This is a genomic window from Streptomyces sp. P9-A4, assembly GCF_036634195.1.
GTDB lineage: Bacteria > Actinomycetota > Actinomycetes > Streptomycetales > Streptomycetaceae > Streptomyces.
Genome location: NZ_JAZIFY010000001.1, coordinates 43453 through 60632, shown reverse-complemented (window position 1 = coordinate 60632; position 17180 = coordinate 43453). Strand labels below are relative to the sequence as shown.

General features: G+C 72.3%; 15 protein-coding genes. 9 read left to right on the top strand and 6 right to left on the bottom strand.

The annotated features are described in order from the left end of the window. Positions 1-2: 2 nt before the first annotated feature. From V4Y03_RS00260 to V4Y03_RS00245, 4 genes are read left to right on the top strand one after another with little or no spacing between them, the layout of a single operon-like run. The gene (locus V4Y03_RS00260) at positions 3-779 is read left to right on the top strand and encodes an alpha/beta fold hydrolase (RefSeq protein ID WP_332433457.1); all 777 of its coding nucleotides are present in this window, start codon (positions 3-5) and stop codon (positions 777-779) included. 56 nt (positions 780-835) lie between these two features. Then, entirely contained in the window at positions 836-1831 is a 996-nt protein-coding gene (locus tag V4Y03_RS00255; protein WP_332433456.1) for a serine/threonine dehydratase, read from the top strand. Positions 1832-1891: 60 nt separating this feature from the next. Then, complete coding sequence (locus V4Y03_RS00250; protein WP_332433455.1) at positions 1892-2470, top strand: hypothetical protein; 579 nt, start codon at positions 1892-1894, stop codon at positions 2468-2470. Positions 2471-2529: 59 nt separating this feature from the next. Continuing rightward, the gene (locus tag V4Y03_RS00245) at positions 2530-3063 is read left to right on the top strand and encodes a GNAT family N-acetyltransferase (RefSeq protein ID WP_332433454.1); all 534 of its coding nucleotides are present in this window, start codon (positions 2530-2532) and stop codon (positions 3061-3063) included. Positions 3064-3083: 20 nt separating this feature from the next. On the opposite strand, the gene V4Y03_RS00240 is transcribed toward V4Y03_RS00245, so the two are convergent. Both V4Y03_RS00240 and katG read right to left on the bottom strand, forming a co-directional pair. After that, positions 3084-4337 (bottom strand): serine hydrolase domain-containing protein, encoded by a 1254-nt coding sequence (locus V4Y03_RS00240; RefSeq protein WP_332433453.1) that lies wholly within the window; start codon positions 4335-4337, stop codon positions 3084-3086. A 283-nt stretch (positions 4338-4620) separates the two neighbouring features. Beyond that, positions 4621-6840: a catalase/peroxidase HPI gene (katG, locus tag V4Y03_RS00235; RefSeq protein WP_317873440.1), complete on the bottom strand. Its 2220-nt coding sequence runs from the start codon at positions 6838-6840 to the stop codon at positions 4621-4623. Between the two features lie 169 nt (positions 6841-7009). On the opposite strand from katG, the gene V4Y03_RS00230 reads away from it, so the two are divergent. Continuing rightward, a complete protein-coding gene (locus tag V4Y03_RS00230; protein ID WP_056568334.1) occupies positions 7010-7420 on the top strand; it encodes a Fur family transcriptional regulator in 411 nt (136 codons plus the stop codon). 83 nt (positions 7421-7503) lie between these two features. On the opposite strand, the gene tpx is transcribed toward V4Y03_RS00230, so the two are convergent. Next, positions 7504-8004, bottom strand: coding sequence for a thiol peroxidase (gene tpx / locus V4Y03_RS00225; protein WP_317873441.1), 501 nt, complete (start codon positions 8002-8004; stop codon positions 7504-7506). A 282-nt stretch (positions 8005-8286) separates the two neighbouring features. Here tpx and V4Y03_RS00220 point away from each other — a divergent pair, with 282 nt between their 5' ends. From V4Y03_RS00220 to V4Y03_RS00205, 4 genes are all read left to right on the top strand, one after another. Next, positions 8287-9555, top strand: coding sequence for a ricin-type beta-trefoil lectin domain protein (locus V4Y03_RS00220; RefSeq protein WP_332433452.1), 1269 nt, complete (start codon positions 8287-8289; stop codon positions 9553-9555). A 136-nt stretch (positions 9556-9691) separates the two neighbouring features. Continuing rightward, on the top strand, positions 9692-10651 hold the full coding sequence (locus V4Y03_RS00215; RefSeq protein ID WP_317873443.1) for a GlxA family transcriptional regulator: 960 nt from the start codon (positions 9692-9694) through the stop codon (positions 10649-10651). A 126-nt stretch (positions 10652-10777) separates the two neighbouring features. Beyond that, entirely contained in the window at positions 10778-11776 is a 999-nt protein-coding gene (gene gap / locus V4Y03_RS00210; protein ID WP_317873444.1) for a type I glyceraldehyde-3-phosphate dehydrogenase, read from the top strand. A gap of 207 nt (positions 11777-11983) precedes the next feature. Further along, positions 11984-12862 carry an alpha/beta hydrolase family protein gene (locus tag V4Y03_RS00205; protein WP_332433451.1) on the top strand — a complete coding sequence of 293 codons (879 nt, stop codon included), beginning with the start codon at positions 11984-11986 and terminating at the stop codon, positions 12860-12862. Between the two features lie 155 nt (positions 12863-13017). Here the strand turns inward: V4Y03_RS00205 and V4Y03_RS00200 are convergent, their stop codons facing one another. The 3 genes from V4Y03_RS00200 to V4Y03_RS00190 form a co-directional block, all read right to left on the bottom strand. Continuing rightward, positions 13018-13578: a DUF1700 domain-containing protein gene (locus tag V4Y03_RS00200; RefSeq protein WP_332433450.1), complete on the bottom strand. Its 561-nt coding sequence runs from the start codon at positions 13576-13578 to the stop codon at positions 13018-13020. Beyond that, positions 13575-13946 carry a PadR family transcriptional regulator gene (locus V4Y03_RS00195; protein ID WP_056568310.1) on the bottom strand — a complete coding sequence of 124 codons (372 nt, stop codon included), beginning with the start codon at positions 13944-13946 and terminating at the stop codon, positions 13575-13577. The genes V4Y03_RS00200 and V4Y03_RS00195 overlap by 4 nt, the downstream gene beginning before the upstream one ends. Positions 13947-14031: 85 nt before the next feature. Further along, complete coding sequence (locus V4Y03_RS00190; RefSeq protein ID WP_332433449.1) at positions 14032-17106, bottom strand: glycoside hydrolase family 3 protein; 3075 nt, start codon at positions 17104-17106, stop codon at positions 14032-14034. Positions 17107-17180: the final 74 nt, after the last annotated feature.

Sequence of the window (17180 nt, the reverse complement as noted above, 5' to 3'; positions counted from 1 at the left end):
ACATGCGGGAGTTGTTCCTGACAGACGCGAAGGCGTACATCCGGTGGATCGAGCTGCCCGGGGAGGGACCCGTGCGGGTCTTCGTCCACGGACTCGGGTGCACGGCGGCGTCGGACTTCGCCCACATCGCGGCCCACCCCGCCCTCGGCGGCGGACGGGCCCTGCTCGTGGACCTGCTCGGCCACGGACTGAGCGACCGGCCCGCCGACTTCGACTACCGCATGGAGTCCCAGGCGGCAGCGGTCGCCGGCCTCCTGGACCACCTCGGCGTCACGGCCGTCGACCTCGTCGGGCACTCCATGGGCGGCGCCGTGGCCATCCACCTCGCGGCGTCCCGCCCCGACCTGGTGGCGCGGCTCGTGGTGGCCGAGCCCAACCTCCACGCCGGGGGAGGCGCGTTCAGCACACCGGTCGCCGCCCAGGACGAGGCCGCCTTCGTGACGCAGGGCTTCGCCCGGATGGTGGACACCACCGACCGGCCCGACTACGCGGCCAGGCTCCGCCTCGCCGACCCGCTGGCCGTCCACCGCAGCGCGGTCGCCCTCGTCGAGGGGAGCACACCCGCGCCCGGCGACCTCCTCGGCGCGCTCACCGCTCCCCGCACCTACCTGGTGGGGGAGCTGAGCCTGCCGGACGCCGACGCGGAGAAGGCGGCCGCGCTCGGGATCCCGGTGGTCGAGATCCCCCGCGCGGGACACAACCTGATGCTGGACAACCCCGAGGACTTCGCCAGGGCGCTGGGCCGCGCCCTCGCCGAGGCCCCGGCCCGAGGGAACTGAGCACACCCCCCCCGCCACCACTCTCCCCGCTCACCCTCCCGCCTCCTGGAGACCCCGTGCACAGCCTCGCGTACGCCGACGTCAAGACCGCCACCGACCGCATCCGCGGCCACGTCCGGCCCGTGACGGTCACCCCCGCCGACCCCGGTGCGCGGCCGTACGCACTCCATTTCGCCCTGGAACTCATGCAGCACACCGGTTCCTTCAAGGCCCGCGGCGCGCAGAACTTCCTCCTCGCCCACCGCGAGGAAGGCACCCTCCCCGAGGCCGGCGTCACCATCGCCTCCGGCGGCAACGCGGGCCTCGCCTGCGCCTGGGCCGCCCTGCGGCACGGCGTCCCCGCCACCGTCTTCCTGCCGACCACCGCCCCCAGGGTCAAGGTCGAGAAGCTCGTCGGCTACGGCGCGGACGTACGGCTCGTCGGGTCGGAGTACGCCGAGGCGCTCGCCGCCTGCGAGGCCTTCGCGGCCGACACCGGCGCGCTCGCCTCCCACGCCTACGACCACCCCCTGATCGCCGCCGGGGCGGGCACCCTGCTCGACGAGATCCACGAGCGGATCCCGGACCTCGACACCGTCGTCGTCTCGGTCGGCGGCGGCGGACTCTTCACCGGCGTCGCCACCGCCGCCCGGCACCACGGCATCCGGACCGTCGCCGTCGAGCCCGAGAACTGCCGGGCCCTCGACGCCGCCATCGAAGCCGGGCACCCCGTCGACGTCACCGTGGACTCCGTGGCCGCCGACTCGCTCGGCGCCCGCCGTGTCTCCGCCGCCTCGTTGGTGGCCGCCCGGCAGGACGACGTCCGCACCCTGCTCGTCACCGACGCCGAGATCCTGCGCGCCCGCCGCGCCCTCTGGACCGACCGCCGCCTCGCCGTCGAACACGCCGCCGCCACCGCCCTGGCCGCCCTCACCGCACCGGACCACGGCGACCCGACGGCCCCCGGCTACCGCCCGGCCCCGGGAGAGCGGATCTGCGTCGTCCTCTGCGGAGCCAACACCGACCCGACCGACCTCGTCCGGGCTCCCGAGCCCGAGCCCGCGTCCGTGTAGAGGCGGCACCCGCCGGTGCGACCGGGACCCTCCACCACCCCGATGCTGAACGGAGCCGCGATGCCCCCGCCCGACAGCCGTCCCCTGCTCGACGCCGGCAGCGGCCCGCCGCCGGTACCCCCGGACGATCCGGCGTTCCGTGCCTGGCTGCGGGGCCTCTCCGGAGCGCTCCACACCGACCTCGACGTGCACTTCGGCTCGCCGGAGGCCCTCGCGTTCTTCCAGGAGGTCTTCACCGGCAACGGCGCGGTCCCGGCGCCGTACTTCGTCCCGCTCCTGGACGAACACCGTCGGATCCACGCGGAGCGGACCGTCACGGGGCTGCTGGCACAGGTGCGGCGGGACACCGGCCGAACACTCGATGTCCCGGTCGTCCACGCGTGGCCGGGCGACGACCACGAGTACGGCGAACCGGTCGGGGAGGTGTCCGTCGGCCACGAGCCGGTCCGGGGTGTCGCGCCGGCCGACATCGCCGTCGACGCGGCGGAGGGCGTGCAGTGCCTCCTCGCGGACCGCGACCGGCTGGTCTGGCCGCTCTGCCCCGACCATCGCACCGGCCCGCACGCCACGCGGACCCCCGCCGGAGCGGTCTGGGTCTGCTCGGTCACCGAGCATGTCGTGGCACCGATACCGGCCTGACCACCGGCGAAGGCCGGCCGGTGGCGTGAGGGGCCCGGCGGGTGCGTCAGGATGGGGGCATGACCGAAATTCGTACCCCCCGTCTCATCCTCCGGAGCTGGAGCGACGACGACCTCGTCCCGCTGTCCGAGATCAACGCCGACCGCGAGGTCATGCGCTGGATCGGGGACGGCTCGGTCCGCGACCTGGACGGGACCGCCGAGGACATCGAGAGCTACGAGGAGGAGTGGGACGAGGAGGGCTTCGGGATCTTCGCCGTCGAGCTCATCGCCTCGGGGGAGCTGATCGGCTTCGCGGGCCTGTCCCTGCCGGAGTACCTGCCCGAGGTGATGCCGGACGTGGAGATCGTCTGGCGCCTGGGCCGTCCGTTCTGGGGACAGGGATACGCCTCCGAGGCCGCCCACGCGGTCCTGGAGTTCGCCCTCCAGGACCGCGGTCTGGACCGGGTCGTCGCCATCACCCACATCAGCAATGACGGCTCCGAGAACGTCATCGGCAAGCTCGGCATGACCGAGGAGCGCGAGACGGCCCACCCGGAGTTCGGCCTGCCGCTGCGGATCTACTCGATCGACCTCACCGAGTACGAGGCCTGACGTCCCGGGTCCCGCACCCCTCAGTACCGCTCGGGAAGATCCCGCTCCGCGGGCAGCGACGTCACGTCACCGGCCGAGGGCGAGGCGGCGGCGCGGGAGGCCGCCGCCGCGGGCTTCTTCCCGCAGAACGCCGCCTCCAGCGTCCCGCCGAGCGCGGTGTTCGCGGCTCCGTGGTTCGAGGTGTTCGCCATCGCCGAGAGGCTGCGGCTGCCGTCACGGGTCGAGAAGGTGTACGTGTAGAAACCCTGCACCGTACCGGTGTGGCCGTACACCCGCGTACCGCACGACAGGTCGTAACGGCGCAGACCGAGCCCGTAGAACCGGGTGTTGGTGGTGTCCGTCGGCGTGACCGTCGTCATCGCGTCCATCATCGCCGGGGAGAGCAGCCGGCCCCGCATCAGGGCGGACGTGAACGTGTTCAGATCGGCGGGGCTGGAGATGACGGCCCCGGCGGACTGCGCCCAGGACACCGTCTGCTCCGTGGAGTCCACCAGTGCTCCGCCGTCCTCGTCGGGGTGCAGGTAGCCGCGTACGTGCGCGCCCTTGATACGGGTGTCGGGGTGCACGTACGAGGTCTTGCGCAGCTTCAGCGGCTCGAAGATCCGGCGCTCGTACGCGTCGGACAGCGGCCGACCCGTGGCCTTCTCGATGAGCATGCCGACCACGACGAAGTTGGCGTTCGAGTACTTGTAGGACACCCCGGGCTCGGTGGTCCGGGGTTCGCTCAACGACAGGTCGACGAGCTCCTGATAGCTGAACACCCGGTTCCGCACGGCCTCGAAGCCCGGTACGGTGTGCTCGAACATCGCGTTCGTGTAGTCGGCCAGGCCGCTGCGGTGGGTCAGCAGATGACGGACCGTGATGCGGTCGTCGGGGAGCAGACCCGGCAGATACGTGTTGACCGAAGCGTCCAGCTCCAGCTTGCCCTCCTGCACCAGCTGGAGCAGCACCACCGTGGAGAAGGTCTTGCTGACGCTGCCGATCCGGAAGCGGGAGTGGATGTCCATCGGCGCACCCGAGACACGGTCCTGGACGCCGGCGGTCCGGCTCCGGACCCCTTCGGGCCCGGTGAACCGGGCCATCGCCCCCGGCGCGCCGTTGGCCATGGCCGCGTTCAGGGCGGCGGTCACGCCCTCCATGTCGGGGGAGGGGACGACGGGCGCCTCGGCGGCGGCGCGGGACGCGGCGGTGGCGGTGGCGGGGGCGGGAGTGGCGAACGCGCTCGTGGCGGGGGCGACGCCCGCCACGAGCGCGGTGATCAGGGTGGCGCTCATGGCCAGGCGTCGGTGCGACGACAGGGGCACGGGAATCCTCGACTTCTTCCGGATCGTTCGGCACGGCGCACGACGAGGTGCGCCGGAGCGGGACCACCGGCCGTGACGGCCGGGTCCCGGTACTCATGGATCATGAGTGCCAACGCCCGGCGTCGGTTCCTGTCACGGCCCGCGGGATACGGAGAAGACGGTTCCGGCACGCCCGACCGCTCGGGTGAGGCCATATGCCGGACCGGCCGGCCGAAGGAATCGGCCGGCCGGTCGGTGGTGGATCTGGCGGGGATCAGACCGTGTCGAACCGGTCCAGGCCCATGACCCGGTCCCACGCGGAGACGAAGTCGGTCACGAACTTCTCCTTCGCGTCGTCGCTCGCGTAGACCTCGGCGAGCGCGCGCAGCTCGGAGTTGGAGCCGAAGACCAGGTCGGCCCGCGTGCCGGTCCACTTGACCTCGCCGGTGGCGCTGTCGCGGCCCTCGAAGGTGTTCGCGTCCGAGGACGTGGCCGTCCACGCCGTACCCATGTCGAGCAGGTTGACGAAGAAGTCGTTCGTCAGGGTGCCCGGGTTCGTGGTGAGGACGCCGTGCGCGGACTGCTGGTGGTTCGCGCCCAGGACGCGCAGACCGCCCACGAGGACCGTCATCTCGGGCGCGCTCAGGGTCAGCAGGTTGGCGCGGTCGACGAGCAGGTACTCGGCCGGCAGCCGGACGCCCTTGCCCAGGTAGTTGCGGAAGCCGTCCGCCTGCGGCTCGAGCGCCGCGAAGGACTCCACGTCCGTCTGGTCCTGCGCCGCGTCCACCCGGCCCGGCGTGAACGGCACCTCGACATCGACGCCGCCGTCCTTGGCGGCCTTCTCGACGGCGGCCGCGCCACCGAGCACCACCAGGTCGGCGATGGAGACCTTCTTGGCGCCCTTGGCGTCGAAGGAGGCCTTGACGCCTTCGAGCGTCCGCAGGACCTGCGCCAGCTCGTCCGGGTTGTTGACCTCCCAGTTGCGCTGCGGCTCCAGGCGGACGCGGCCGCCGTTGGCGCCGCCGCGCTTGTCGCTGCCGCGGAAGGACGAGGCCGAGGCCCAGGCCGCGGAGACCAGCTGCGCGACGGTGAGGCCGGAGCCGAGGATCTGCTCCTTGAGGGAGGCGATGTCCGCGGCGTCGACGAGCTCGCCCTCGCGCGCCGGCAGCGGGTCCTGCCACAGCAGGACCTCGGAGGGGACCTCCGGGCCGAGGTAGCGGACGACCGGGCCCATGTCACGGTGCGTCAGCTTGTACCAGGCGCGGGCGAAGGCGTCCGCGAACTCCGCCGGGTTCTCGTAGAAGCGCCGCGAGATCTGCTCGTACGCCGGGTCGAAGCGCAGCGACAGGTCGGTGGTGAGCATCGTCGGAAGGTGCTTCTTCGACGCGTCGTGGGCGTCGGGGATGATCGCCTCGGCGTCCTTCGCCACCCACTGGTTCGCACCGGCCGGGCTCTGGGTCAGCTCGTACTCGTACTCGAAGAGGTGCTTGAAGAAGTCGTGGCCCCACTGCGCGGGCGTGGTCGTCCAGGTGACCTCCAGACCGCTGGTGATCGCGTCGCCGCCCTTGCCGCTGCCGTACGAGTTCGCCCAGCCGAAGCCCTGCGCCTCGAGCGGCGCGGCCTCGGGGTCGGCGCCGACGTTGTCCGCCGGGCCCGCGCCGTGGGCCTTGCCGAAGGTGTGGCCGCCGGCGATGAGGGCGACGGTCTCCTCGTCGTTCATGGCCATGCGCCGGAAGGTCTCGCGGATGTCGCGGGCCGCGGCGATCGGGTCCGGGTTGCCGTTGGGGCCCTCGGGGTTGACGTAGATGAGGCCCATCTGCACGGCGCCGAGCGGGTTCTCCAGCTCGCGGTCGCCGGTGTAGCGCTCGTCGCCGAGCCAGGTGGTCTCGGGGCCCCAGTACACGTCCTCGTCGGCCTCCCAGACGTCCGCGCGACCGCCCGCGAAGCCGAAGGTCTCGAAGCCCATCGTCTCCAGGGCGACGTTGCCGGTGAGGATCATGAGGTCGGCCCAGGAGATGTTCTGGCCGTACTTCTTCTTCACCGGCCACAGCAGACGGCGGGCCTTGTCCAGGTTGCCGTTGTCCGGCCAGCTGTTGAGCGGCGCGAAGCGCTGCTGGCCGGCACCGGCGCCACCGCGGCCGTCGCTGATGCGGTAGGTGCCGGCGCTGTGCCAGGCCATGCGGACCATGAGCGGGCCGTAGTGGCCGAAGTCGGCGGGCCACCAGTCCTGCGAGGTGGTGAGCACCTCGGCGATGTCCCGCTTCACGGCCGCGAGGTCGAGGGAGCCGAAGGCCTCGGCGTAGTCGAAGTCCGCACCGAGCGGGTTCCCCACGGCGGGGTTGGTGGCGAGGATCTTCAGGTTGAGCCGCTCCGGCCACCACTGGCGGTTGCCGCCGCCCTGGGTCGGGTGCGCGGCACGGCCGTGCGCGACCGGGCAGCCGCCCGACTCCTGGGATGCGGAGTCGGTGACGATTGCGTCGTGGTTCTCGGACATGGGAATCCTTCCGGACGGGGCGGATCGTGGTGCTCAGCCGGGGCGGGCACCAGAGGGGTGTGGGCCCGACCGGAGCCGTGGTGTGCCTTGGCTATTGCCGGAAGCGATCCTACGATGGACAGAGTCCAAGTCAAGAACCACGCCAATCATAGGATGAGGTGAGCCGAAAATGAGCGACCTGCTGGAGCGCCTGCGTGCGCGTGGCTGGCGGATGACGTCCCAGCGGCGTGTCGTCGCGGAGGTCCTCGACGGCGAGCACGTCCACCTCACGGCGGACGAGGTGCACGTGCGCGCCGTGGCGCGCCTGCCGGAGATCGCGCGGGCGACGGTCTACAACACCCTGGGCGAACTGGTGGCCCTGGGGGAGGTGGTGGAGCTCTCCACGGACGGACGGGCCAAGCGGTACGACCCCAACGCGCACCGCCCGCACCAGCACCTGGTCTGCTCGAACTGCGGACTCATCCGCGACGTCCGGCCGACCGGGGACCCGCTCGACGTCCTGCCGCCCGCCGAGCGCTTCGGCTTCGCCGTGGCGAAGGCCGACGTGACGTACCGCGGACTCTGCCCGGCCTGCTCCTGAGTCCTCCGCGCACGAAAGGAGCCCCTCCACCGGGTCGGTGGAGGGGCTCCTTCCGGACGGCGCCGCGGTCCGGCGCGCGGCGGCTACTTCAGGACCGAGAGCGCGTCCTCGTAGCTCGGCTCCTCGGCGATCTCGCCCACGAGCTGCGCGTGCAGCACCTTGTCGTTCTCGTCGAGGACGACGACGGCGCGGGCGGTCAGGCCGGCCAGCGGGCCGTCCGCGATCTCCACGCCGTAGTTGGTGTGGAACTCACGGCCGCGCAGGGTCGAGAGGTTCTTCACGTTCTCCAGGCCCTCGGCGCCGCAGAAGCGGGCCTGGGCGAAGGGCAGGTCGGCGGAGATGCAGAGCACCACCGTGTTCTCCAGGTCGCCGGCCTGCTTGTTGAAGGCGCGGACGGAGGACGCGCACGTCGGCGTGTCGACGCTCGGGAAGATGTTGAGGACCTTGCGCTGACCGGCGAAGTCCTTCAGCGACTTGTCCGCCAGGCCCTCGGCGACGAGCGTGAAGTCAGGAGCCTGGCTCCCCGGGGTCGGCAGGGTGCCGTTGACCTGTACCGGGCTGCCCTTCAGCGTGACCTGGGCCATGGGGGATCTCCTTCGGACGAAGTAAGTGACAACGGGGGAATCGTACGGCGTACCGAGGAGCGCACCGGACCGGGCCACGGGTCCGGCGGTGGGGGAGACGGGCCGCGACACGCGACGCGGACGCCCGGGAGGAGCGGCGGCGCGCACGGCGGACCCCGTCGTCGATCCGGCCGGATCTCCATGTGCGGGGCGCGCCAGGCCTCTTGACTCCCCCTTACTTCACTTCTTAAATCATGGACGCGACAAAGGGTGATCCCCCCACACTCGACGGAAGAGAGAGTCATGTCCTCCTCCCGCTCCTCCCGACGCCCGCTGTTCACCGCCCTGGCGGCCCTCGCCCTGGCCGCGGCGGCGCTCGGACTCGGCCCCACCGACACCACCGCCGGCGGAGCCGGGCTCCGGCCGGTGGCCGAAGCCGCCGCCGTGACCTTCTCCGACGACTTCGACGGCGCCGCCGGCTCCGCCGTGAGCGGCGCCCGCTGGCAGACGGAGACCGGCGACAACGTCAGCAACCACGAACGGCAGTACTACACGGCCGGCAACGCCAACGCCGCGCTCGACGGCCAGGGCCATCTGGTCATCACCGCCCGCAAGGAGAACCCGGGCAACTACTCGTGCTGGTACGGCCGGTGCGAGTACACCTCGGCGCGGCTCAACACCGCCGGGAAGTTCACCACCCGGTACGGGCACGTCGAGGCCCGGATGAAGGTGCCGCGCGGCCAGGGCATGTGGCCCGCCTTCTGGATGCTCGGTGACGACCTCGGCCAGGTCGGCTGGCCCGCCTCGGGCGAGATCGACGTCATGGAGAACGTCGGCTTCGAACCCGCCACCGTGCACGGCACCCTGCACGGCCCCGGCTACTCCGGCTCCGGCGGCATCGGCGCCGCCTACACCCTGCCCGGCGGCCAGGCCTTCGCCGACGCCTTCCACACCTTCGCCGTGGACTGGTCGCCGGGCAGGATCAGCTGGTCCGTGGACGGCACCGTCTACCAGACCCGCACCCCCGCCGACCTCGGCGGCCGGACCTGGGCCTTCGACAAGCCCTTCTTCCTCGTCCTCAACCTCGCCGTCGGCGGCTACTGGCCCGGCGACCCGGACGGCTCGACCGCCTTCCCCCGGCAGCTCGTCGTCGACCACGTCCGGGTGACCACCACGGACGGCGCCACCACCGCCGGACCGATCACCGGGATCGGCGGCAAGTGCGTCGACGTCGCCGGCGCGAACAGCGCGAACGGCACCCCCGTACAGCTCTACGACTGCAACGGCACCGGCGCCCAGCAGTGGACCCTCGCGGCGGACGGAACCGTACGCGCGCTCGGCAAGTGCCTCGACGCGGCCTCCGGCGGCACGGCCGACGGCACGCCCGTCCAGCTCTACGAGTGCAACGGCACGGCGGCCCAGCGCTGGACGGCCAACAGCGCGGGGGACATCGTCAACCCGCAGGCCGGCAAGTGCCTGGACGCCACCGGCAACAGCTCCGCCAACGGCACCCGGCTCCAGATCTGGACCTGCGGAGGCACCGCGAACCAGAAGTGGACGGTGACGCGCTGAACCGACGGCGGCGCGGCGGGGCGCGGAAGGGCCGACCGTCCCACCCGGCGGCGGTTCACCGGGCCGCCGCCCCGCCGATCCGACGTCGGTCGGCCGTTTCGAGCAGCCGGTCCACCGACCCGCGTACGCTCTTCCCGTGCCGCCCACCCCCCGCCTCCACCGCGTCGCCGTCCTCGTGCTCGAAGGGGCGAAGCCGCTCGACGTCGGCATCCCCGCGCAGGTCTTCACGACCCGCGCGAGCATGCCGTACGAAGTGAGGGTGTGCGGCGCGGAACCCGGTCTCGTCGCCGGGGGTGACGGCCTCTCCTACGCCGTCGCCGACGGTCTCGACGCCCTCGCCTGGGCCGACATCGTCTTCGTCCCCGGCTACCGCTTCCCCGACCGCGAAGACCCGCCGCAGGCCGTCCTGGACGCCCTCGTCGCCGCCCACGACCGGGGCGCCCGGCTCGCCGCGATCTCCACCGGCGCCTTCGCGCTCGCCGCCACCGGACTCCTCGACGGCAAGCGGGCCACGACCCACTGGCACTACACCCAGGCCCTCGCCGCGAAACGCCCCCTCGTCCGGGTCGACGAGAACGTCCTCTTCGTCGACGAGGGAAGCGTGCTCACCTCCGCGGGCGCGGCCTCCGGCATCGACCTCTGCCTGCACATCCTGCGCGGCGACCTCGGCGTGGCCGCCGCGAACCACGCGGCCCGCCGCCTCGTCGCCGCCCCCTACCGCAGCGGCGGCCAGGCCCAGTACGTACCGCGCAGCCTGCCCGAACCGCTCGGCGAACGGTTCGCCGCCACCCGTGAGTGGGCGCTGCACCGGCTCGGCGAACCCCTCACGCTCGACCTGCTCGCCGAGCACGCGGCCGTGTCGGCGCGCACCTTCTCGCGGCGCTTCGTCGAGGACACCGGATACACGCCGATGCAGTGGGTGATGCGTGCCCGGGTCGACCTCGCCCGTGAACTCCTGGAGCGCTCCGAGCGGAGCGTCGAACAGATCGCCGCCGACGTCGGACTCGGCACCGGAGCCAACCTCCGGCTGCACTTCCAGCGCATCCTCGGCACCACGCCCAGCGACTACCGGCGCACCTTCACCAAGGGCGAATAGCCGTCCCGGACCCGCTCCCCGGGGCTCTTGGCGCGATCCTTGCGGACCGTGGCGATCCCGCCTCTGTCGGGGCGGCTCCCGGCGAGCGAACCTGGAGGCGACGCAGAAGTTGAAGGGACACCAATCATGACTCGCATCGCCATCAACGGATTCGGCCGCATCGGACGCAACGTGCTCCGTGCACTGCTCGAGCGCGACACCGACCTCGAGATCGTGGCCGTCAACGACCTGACGGAGCCGACCGCCCTCGCGCGACTTCTCGCCTTCGACTCGACCTCCGGCCGCCTCGGCCGCCCGGTGAGCGTCGACGGGGACACCCTCGTCGTCGACGGCCGCCGCATCAAGGTCCTCGCCGAGCGCGAGCCGGCGCAGCTTCCCTGGGCCGAGCTCGGCGTCGAGATCGTCCTTGAGGCGACCGGCCGCTTCACCAACGCCAAGGCCGCCCGCGCCCACATCGACGCCGGTGCCAAGCGCGTGCTCGTCAGCGCGCCCGCCGACGGTGCCGACGTCACGCTGGCGTACGGCGTCAACACCGACGCGTACGACGCCGATCTGCACACGATCGTCTCGAACGCCTCCTGCACGACGAACGCGCTCGCGCCCCTCGCCAAGGTCCTCGACGACCTCGCGGGCATCGAGCACGGCTTCATGACGACGGTGCACGCCTACACGCAGGAGCAGAACCTGCAGGACGGCCCGCACCGCGACCCGCGTCGCGCCCGCGCCGCCGGCGTCAACATCGTGCCCACCTCCACGGGCGCCGCCAAGGCGATCGGCCACGTGCTGCCGAACCTCGACGGCAAGCTGTCGGGCGACTCGATCCGCGTGCCCGTCCCGGTCGGCTCCATCGTCGAGCTGAACACCACCGTCGCCCGCGACGTGACCCGCGAGGACGTCCTCGCCGCGTACCGCACCGCGGCCGAGGGCCCGCTCGCCGGTGTCCTGGAGTACTCGGAGGACGCGCTCGTCTCCTCCGACATCACCGGCAACCCGGCCTCGTCGATCTTCGACTCGGAGCTGACCCGCGTCGAGGGCCGCCACATCAAGGTCGTCGCCTGGTACGACAACGAGTGGGGCTTCTCGAACCGCGTGATCGACACCCTCCAGCTGCTGGCCGCCAGCTGACCCGTACGTCCCTTCGCGCCCGCGGCCCCCGCCGAACCACGGATTCGGCGGGGGCCGCGGGCGTTGCCGTACGCGATGGGCAACTGCACAAGCCGGCCGCGCGAGGTCTGGGCTCCTGCGGACAGACACCCGCCCCGGCGCGCTCGATCATGGCTCTGGTCACGCTTGCGAGGACGCGCAACGTGCCGGACCCGTGAAGGAGTTCGTATGCCAGGGAGAACGAGCCGCCTGCTCGGCGGTCTGCTGCTCGCCGCCGTGCTGGCGGTGTGCACCGCGCCGGGAAGCGCGGGAGCGACCGTGGGCGACGCGACGACGGCGGGAGTCGTCCCGTCCGTCGGCACCGACTGGGGCCGGCCGGGCCCGTACGAGGTGAGCGTCGACATCGAGGCGGTGCACACCTTCTACCGCCCCACCGACATGGGCCGCTCGGGCGAGCGGCACCCGGTGATCATCTGGGGCAACGGTACGGGCGCGGTGCCCGGCTTCTACAGCTCGCTGCTGCGGCACTGGGCGAGCCACGGCTTCATCGTCGCCGCCGCCAACACCCCGACGTCGAACTTCGCGATCAGCATGCGCGCGGGGATCGACGTCCTGGAGCAACGGAACGCGGACAGCTCCAGCAGGTACTACGGCAAGGTGGACCTGGAGCACATCGCCTCGGCCGGTCACTCGCAGGGCGGCGCGGCGGCGATCAACGCCGCCGTCGACCCCCGGGTCGACACGGCCCTGCCCATCCAGCCGGGGCCGCTGACGGACCCCGACCTGATGGACGAACCCGTCTTCTATCTGGCGGGCCAGCGCGACCTGACGGTGTGGCCCGCGCTGGTGAAGGCGATGTACCGGGACTCGGACCATGTCCCGGCCGTGTACGGGGAGGTCCGCGGCGCCGGCCACCTCAGCTCCATCGGCGACGGCGGGGACTTCCGCGCGCCGACCACCGCGTGGCTGCGCTACTGGCTGCTCGGTGACGAGAACGCCCGGGGGATGTTCTTCGGCCCGGGATGCGGCTACTGCGTCGACGGCGACCTGTGGTCCGGCTGGGAACGCAACGCCAAGGCCCTCCAGATACCGGGGCCCACGGGCTGACGGCCCCGCCCGGATGACGGCGATCGGCTCCGGGGGAGCCCCTGACGAAGGGGCTCCCCCGGAGCCGATCGTGTTGCCGGAGACAGCGACGTTGCTCTTGTTCCCGGTGTTCCCGGTGTTCCCGGTGTTCCCGGTGTTCTGCGTGTTCTCCGTGCTCAGCGGCGCGCCGCGCGGACGAGCATGGTGGCGCCGGCCACCGGGACGCCGAGCGAGAACACGGCGACCAGCAGGAGTTCCGTCGGGCCGATCCGGCCGGCGGCCCCGAGCAGGGCGCCAAGGAACATCAGGACCGGCACGGCCACGCAGGCGCCGGTGGCGATGACCTTCTCGCGCTTGCCCCACTGGGGTGAGGTCCACAGCAGCACCATGGCCGCGATCAGCGCGATCGTCCCCGGGAGGGAGCCGACCAGGATCAGCAGCCCGGAGACGGAGAGCAGGACCGCGGTCAGCCGGGTGCGACCGCGGGAGCCGGGAGCGGGGGAGGCCGTACCCGCCGCCGGAGCCTCCTCGGCCAGGGCGGACGCGGCCACGGTACGGGGATCGCCGAGTCCGGCGAGGACCGCGCGGACCTGGCCGTCGTCCCGGGCCTCGTTGGCCTCGATGTGCTCACGGAGGTCCGCGAGGAGTTCGGCCCGGCGCTCGGCGGGCAGCATGGCGGTCTCGCGCGCGACGGCGTCGAGGTACGCGGCGACGAGCGGGTGGTCGATGGCGTTCATGCGGAATCCCCCTGTGGGTCGGTGAGGAAGTGGTCGACGGCGTCCCTGAACAGCGGCCACGCCTGGGCGAATTCGGTGAGGGAGGCCCGGCCGACACCGGTGAGCGTGTAGTAGCGGCGCGGCGGCCCGCTGGGCGAGTCGCGCAGCTCGGTGTCGACGAGTCCCTCGCGCCGGAGCCTCGACAGCAAGGGGTAGATCGTGCCCTGGCTGGTGGTCATGACGCTCACGGCGGAGAGCTCGGCGACGAGCTCGACACCGTACTTCGGCTCGTCCCTGAGCAGCGCGAGGACGCAGTACTCCAGCACTCCCTTGCGGAGTTGGCTGGGAACCCTGCCGCCTGTCTCGTTCATTGCGTTACCAGGAACCATGCAATGCAAGATACCTGGAGCAGGGGTCCCCGACAAGCCCGAAACCCCCGGGGTGAGATCCACCCCGGGGGTAGTCCGGCCTCCGTCAGCCCGCGGCCCGATACGCCTCCGTCAGCTTGCCGAGCGCGCCCGCGAGATCACCCGTGAGCAGCAGGTGGTCCGCCTCGGCGAACGGTTCGGCCGTGGCCGCCGTGACGTTCTGGCCGATCCTCTTCTGGACGATCAGCCGCGCCGCCCCGACCAGCTTCCGGGCCTCCGGAGAGGAACCCCGCCCCGCCGATTGGAGGGCCCTGGCAGCGACACCGAGCGCCCGCAGCGCGGGCTCCCCGCCGGACGGCACCGGGGTCAGGGTGGTGAGCCCCCAGCCGTACGGGTACTGCGGGTCGTAGCGCTCGTCACCCACATTGAGCGGCAGCTGCGCCTCCGACCTCGGCCAGCTCACCGGCAGCTGCCCGGTGAACGGCCGCCTGCCGTAGAGGACGTCGGCGACGCCGTCGCCCTCCGTGCCCGGCAGCCAGGACGCCACCAGGGCGTCCACGGCCGCGAGCCGGTCACCGACGAGCTGGGGCCGGCCGGACACGACCAGCACCGCACACGGCATCGCCGCGCACACCTTGTCGACGGCCGCCTTGTCGGCGGCGGTCAGTTCGAGGTCGTTGCCGTTGCCGACGTCCCCGAAGCCCTCGGCGTACGGGGTCTCGCCGACCACCACCACGCCCACGTCGTAGCCCTCGGTCGGGGCGGAGGCCTCCTTGGAGAAGGCGATGTCGGCCCCCGGCGCGGCCCCGCGCATCCCTTCGAGGATCGTCGTGCCCGTCGTGGTCCGACCGGACGAGCCCTGCCAGCTGATGGTCCAGCCACCGGCCTGGTTGCCGAGGTCGTCGGCGTTCGACCCGGCCACGTACACCTTCTGGGAAGGCTTGAGCGGCAGCACCCCGCCCTCGTTCCTCAGCAGCACCTGCGACTTCGCCACGGCCTCGCGCGCCACCGCGCGGTGCTCGGCCGAGCCGATCGACGGCAGGTTCGTCGTGTCCGCGTACGGCTTCTCGAACAGGCCGAGGCGGAACTTCTGGGTCAGGATGCGGGCCACCGCGTCGTCGATCCGCGCGGTCGGGATCCGGCCGGCGCCGACCTCGTCGGTCAGGGTCCGGGCGAACTCCTGGTAGTTCGTCGGCACCATGATCATGTCGAGACCGGCGTTCACCGAGGTGCGCACGTCGCTGGGGTAGTCGCCGGGGATCTGGTCGATGGCCTGCCAGTCGCTGATGACGAAACCCTCGAAGCCCATGCGGTCCTTGAGGACCCCGTTGATCATCTCGGCGTTCGCGTGCATCTTCACCGGCCCCCGCCCGTCGCCCAGGATGTCGAGCGAGGAGTACGAGGGCATGACCGTCCCGGCACCGCGCTTCACGGCCTCGGCGAACGGCGCGAGATGCACCGCCTCCAGCTCCGCGCGGGTGACCTCGGTGACGCCCTGGTCGATCGTGTACGAACCGGTGGCCGAGGAGCCGAACGTGGTGCCGCCGTCCCCGACGAAGTGCTTGGCGCTGGTCAGGACCTTGTCGTCGCGGGCGAGGTCCTTGCCGTTCCGGGCGCCCTGCATGCCGTTGATGACGGTCTCCATGGCCGTGACGAGCGCAGGGTCCTCGCCGAAGGCCTCGTACGAGCGGCCCCAGCGTTCGTCGCGGGTCACGCACAGGCATGGCGCGAAGTCCCAGGGCACGCCGGTGGCCCGTACCTCCTTCGCCGTGACGGCGCCGGTCCGCGCGGCGAGCTCGGGATCGCGACCGGCCCCGATGCCGATGTTGTGCGGCATGACCGTCGCCCCGATGACGTTGTTGTGCCCGTGGACCGCGTCCACGCCGTAGATCAGGGGGATCTGGAAGCGGGTCGCGCGGGTGCGGAGCTGGAACGCGTCGACCATCGCGGCCCAGGCCTCGGGCGTGTTGGGGGTGGGGACCGAACCTCCGCCCGAGAGCAGCGACCCGAGCGCGTATCCGGCGATGTCGCCGGGCGCCCGCAGGGCGTTGCGCTCGGCCTGCGTCATCTGGCCGGCCTTCTCCGCGAGCGACATGCGGGAGAGCAGGTCGGCGACCCGCTTCCGCACCGGCAGCCGGCTGTCGAGGTACGGCAGCCCGTGCGCGTTGACCACGACCAGCGGGGACTCGGCGGGAGCCCTGGCGCCGTCGACGGTCAGCCGGACCGGGATCGTCTCGGCGGACTCCGCGACACCGTCTTCGAGGGTGGGCACGGTGAACGACCGGGTCGTGCCGGACGGCGTCCCGGCGGGGAACACCAGACTGCCCGAGACCGGCCGGTAGTCCTTCCCCGGCTCGGCGCCGCCGCCGCTCTCCGTCGCGTACGTCACCGTGACCGGCGCACCGGTCGGACCGGAGCCGGTGGTGGCCACCGAGACGTCGACACGGGCGCTGCCGCCCTCGTCGACGGGGTGCACCACGGACCTCGTCACCACCGTGGTGGTGAGCGCGGGCTCGGCAGCGCCGTACAGCTCCACCCCGTCGAGGGCGAACGCCCCCGGGCCGGTCGGGAGCGTGACGGCGTACCCCCACATCCGGTCGAGCCCGAGGATCTGGTCGATCCCGCCGACGGGCTGGTAGTCGGTCCGGTAGACGAACCGCGAGAACGGGATCTCGACGAGGTGCCAGCCCTCCCAGTCGTCGGTGAAGGAGGTCGTCCACAGCTCGGACGCCTCGCCGTTCGCGCCGCCGTCCTTGATCTCGAAGGCGATCCGCCTGCCGGAGCCGGGCGGCAGCGGCGCCGTGTTCTGGCCGTACCACCAGAACCGGATGCCCCGGTACGCCGTCCAGTCGTGGGCCGGCCGGTCGAAGGCGAAGTCATGGGTGAAGCCGCCCCAGCCGCCGATGTCGTAGCGGCCTTCGAGGACCGTGCCGCCCTCGGGGGCGTCGGCGCGCTCCCTCAGTTCGAGCTTCGGGTGGGACTCGGCGGCGTTCCCCCAGGTGAAGAGTCCCTCGGCGGGCGGCGCGGCGAACGGGACCTCACCCTCGAAGCGGTCGACGGCGAGGGGCGCGGGCTCCTGGGCGGCGGCACTCGGCGGGCCGCCGGTGAGCAGACCGGTGAGGACGGCGGTCACGGCGACCACGGCCGCGCTCAGCGTTCTTCCGCGACGTACTGAGGGCATGGGGGGCTCCTTCGGACAGGCAGGGACCTGAGAGCGGGGACGGTACGACCGGACCCGGGCGACGTCGGCCGGGT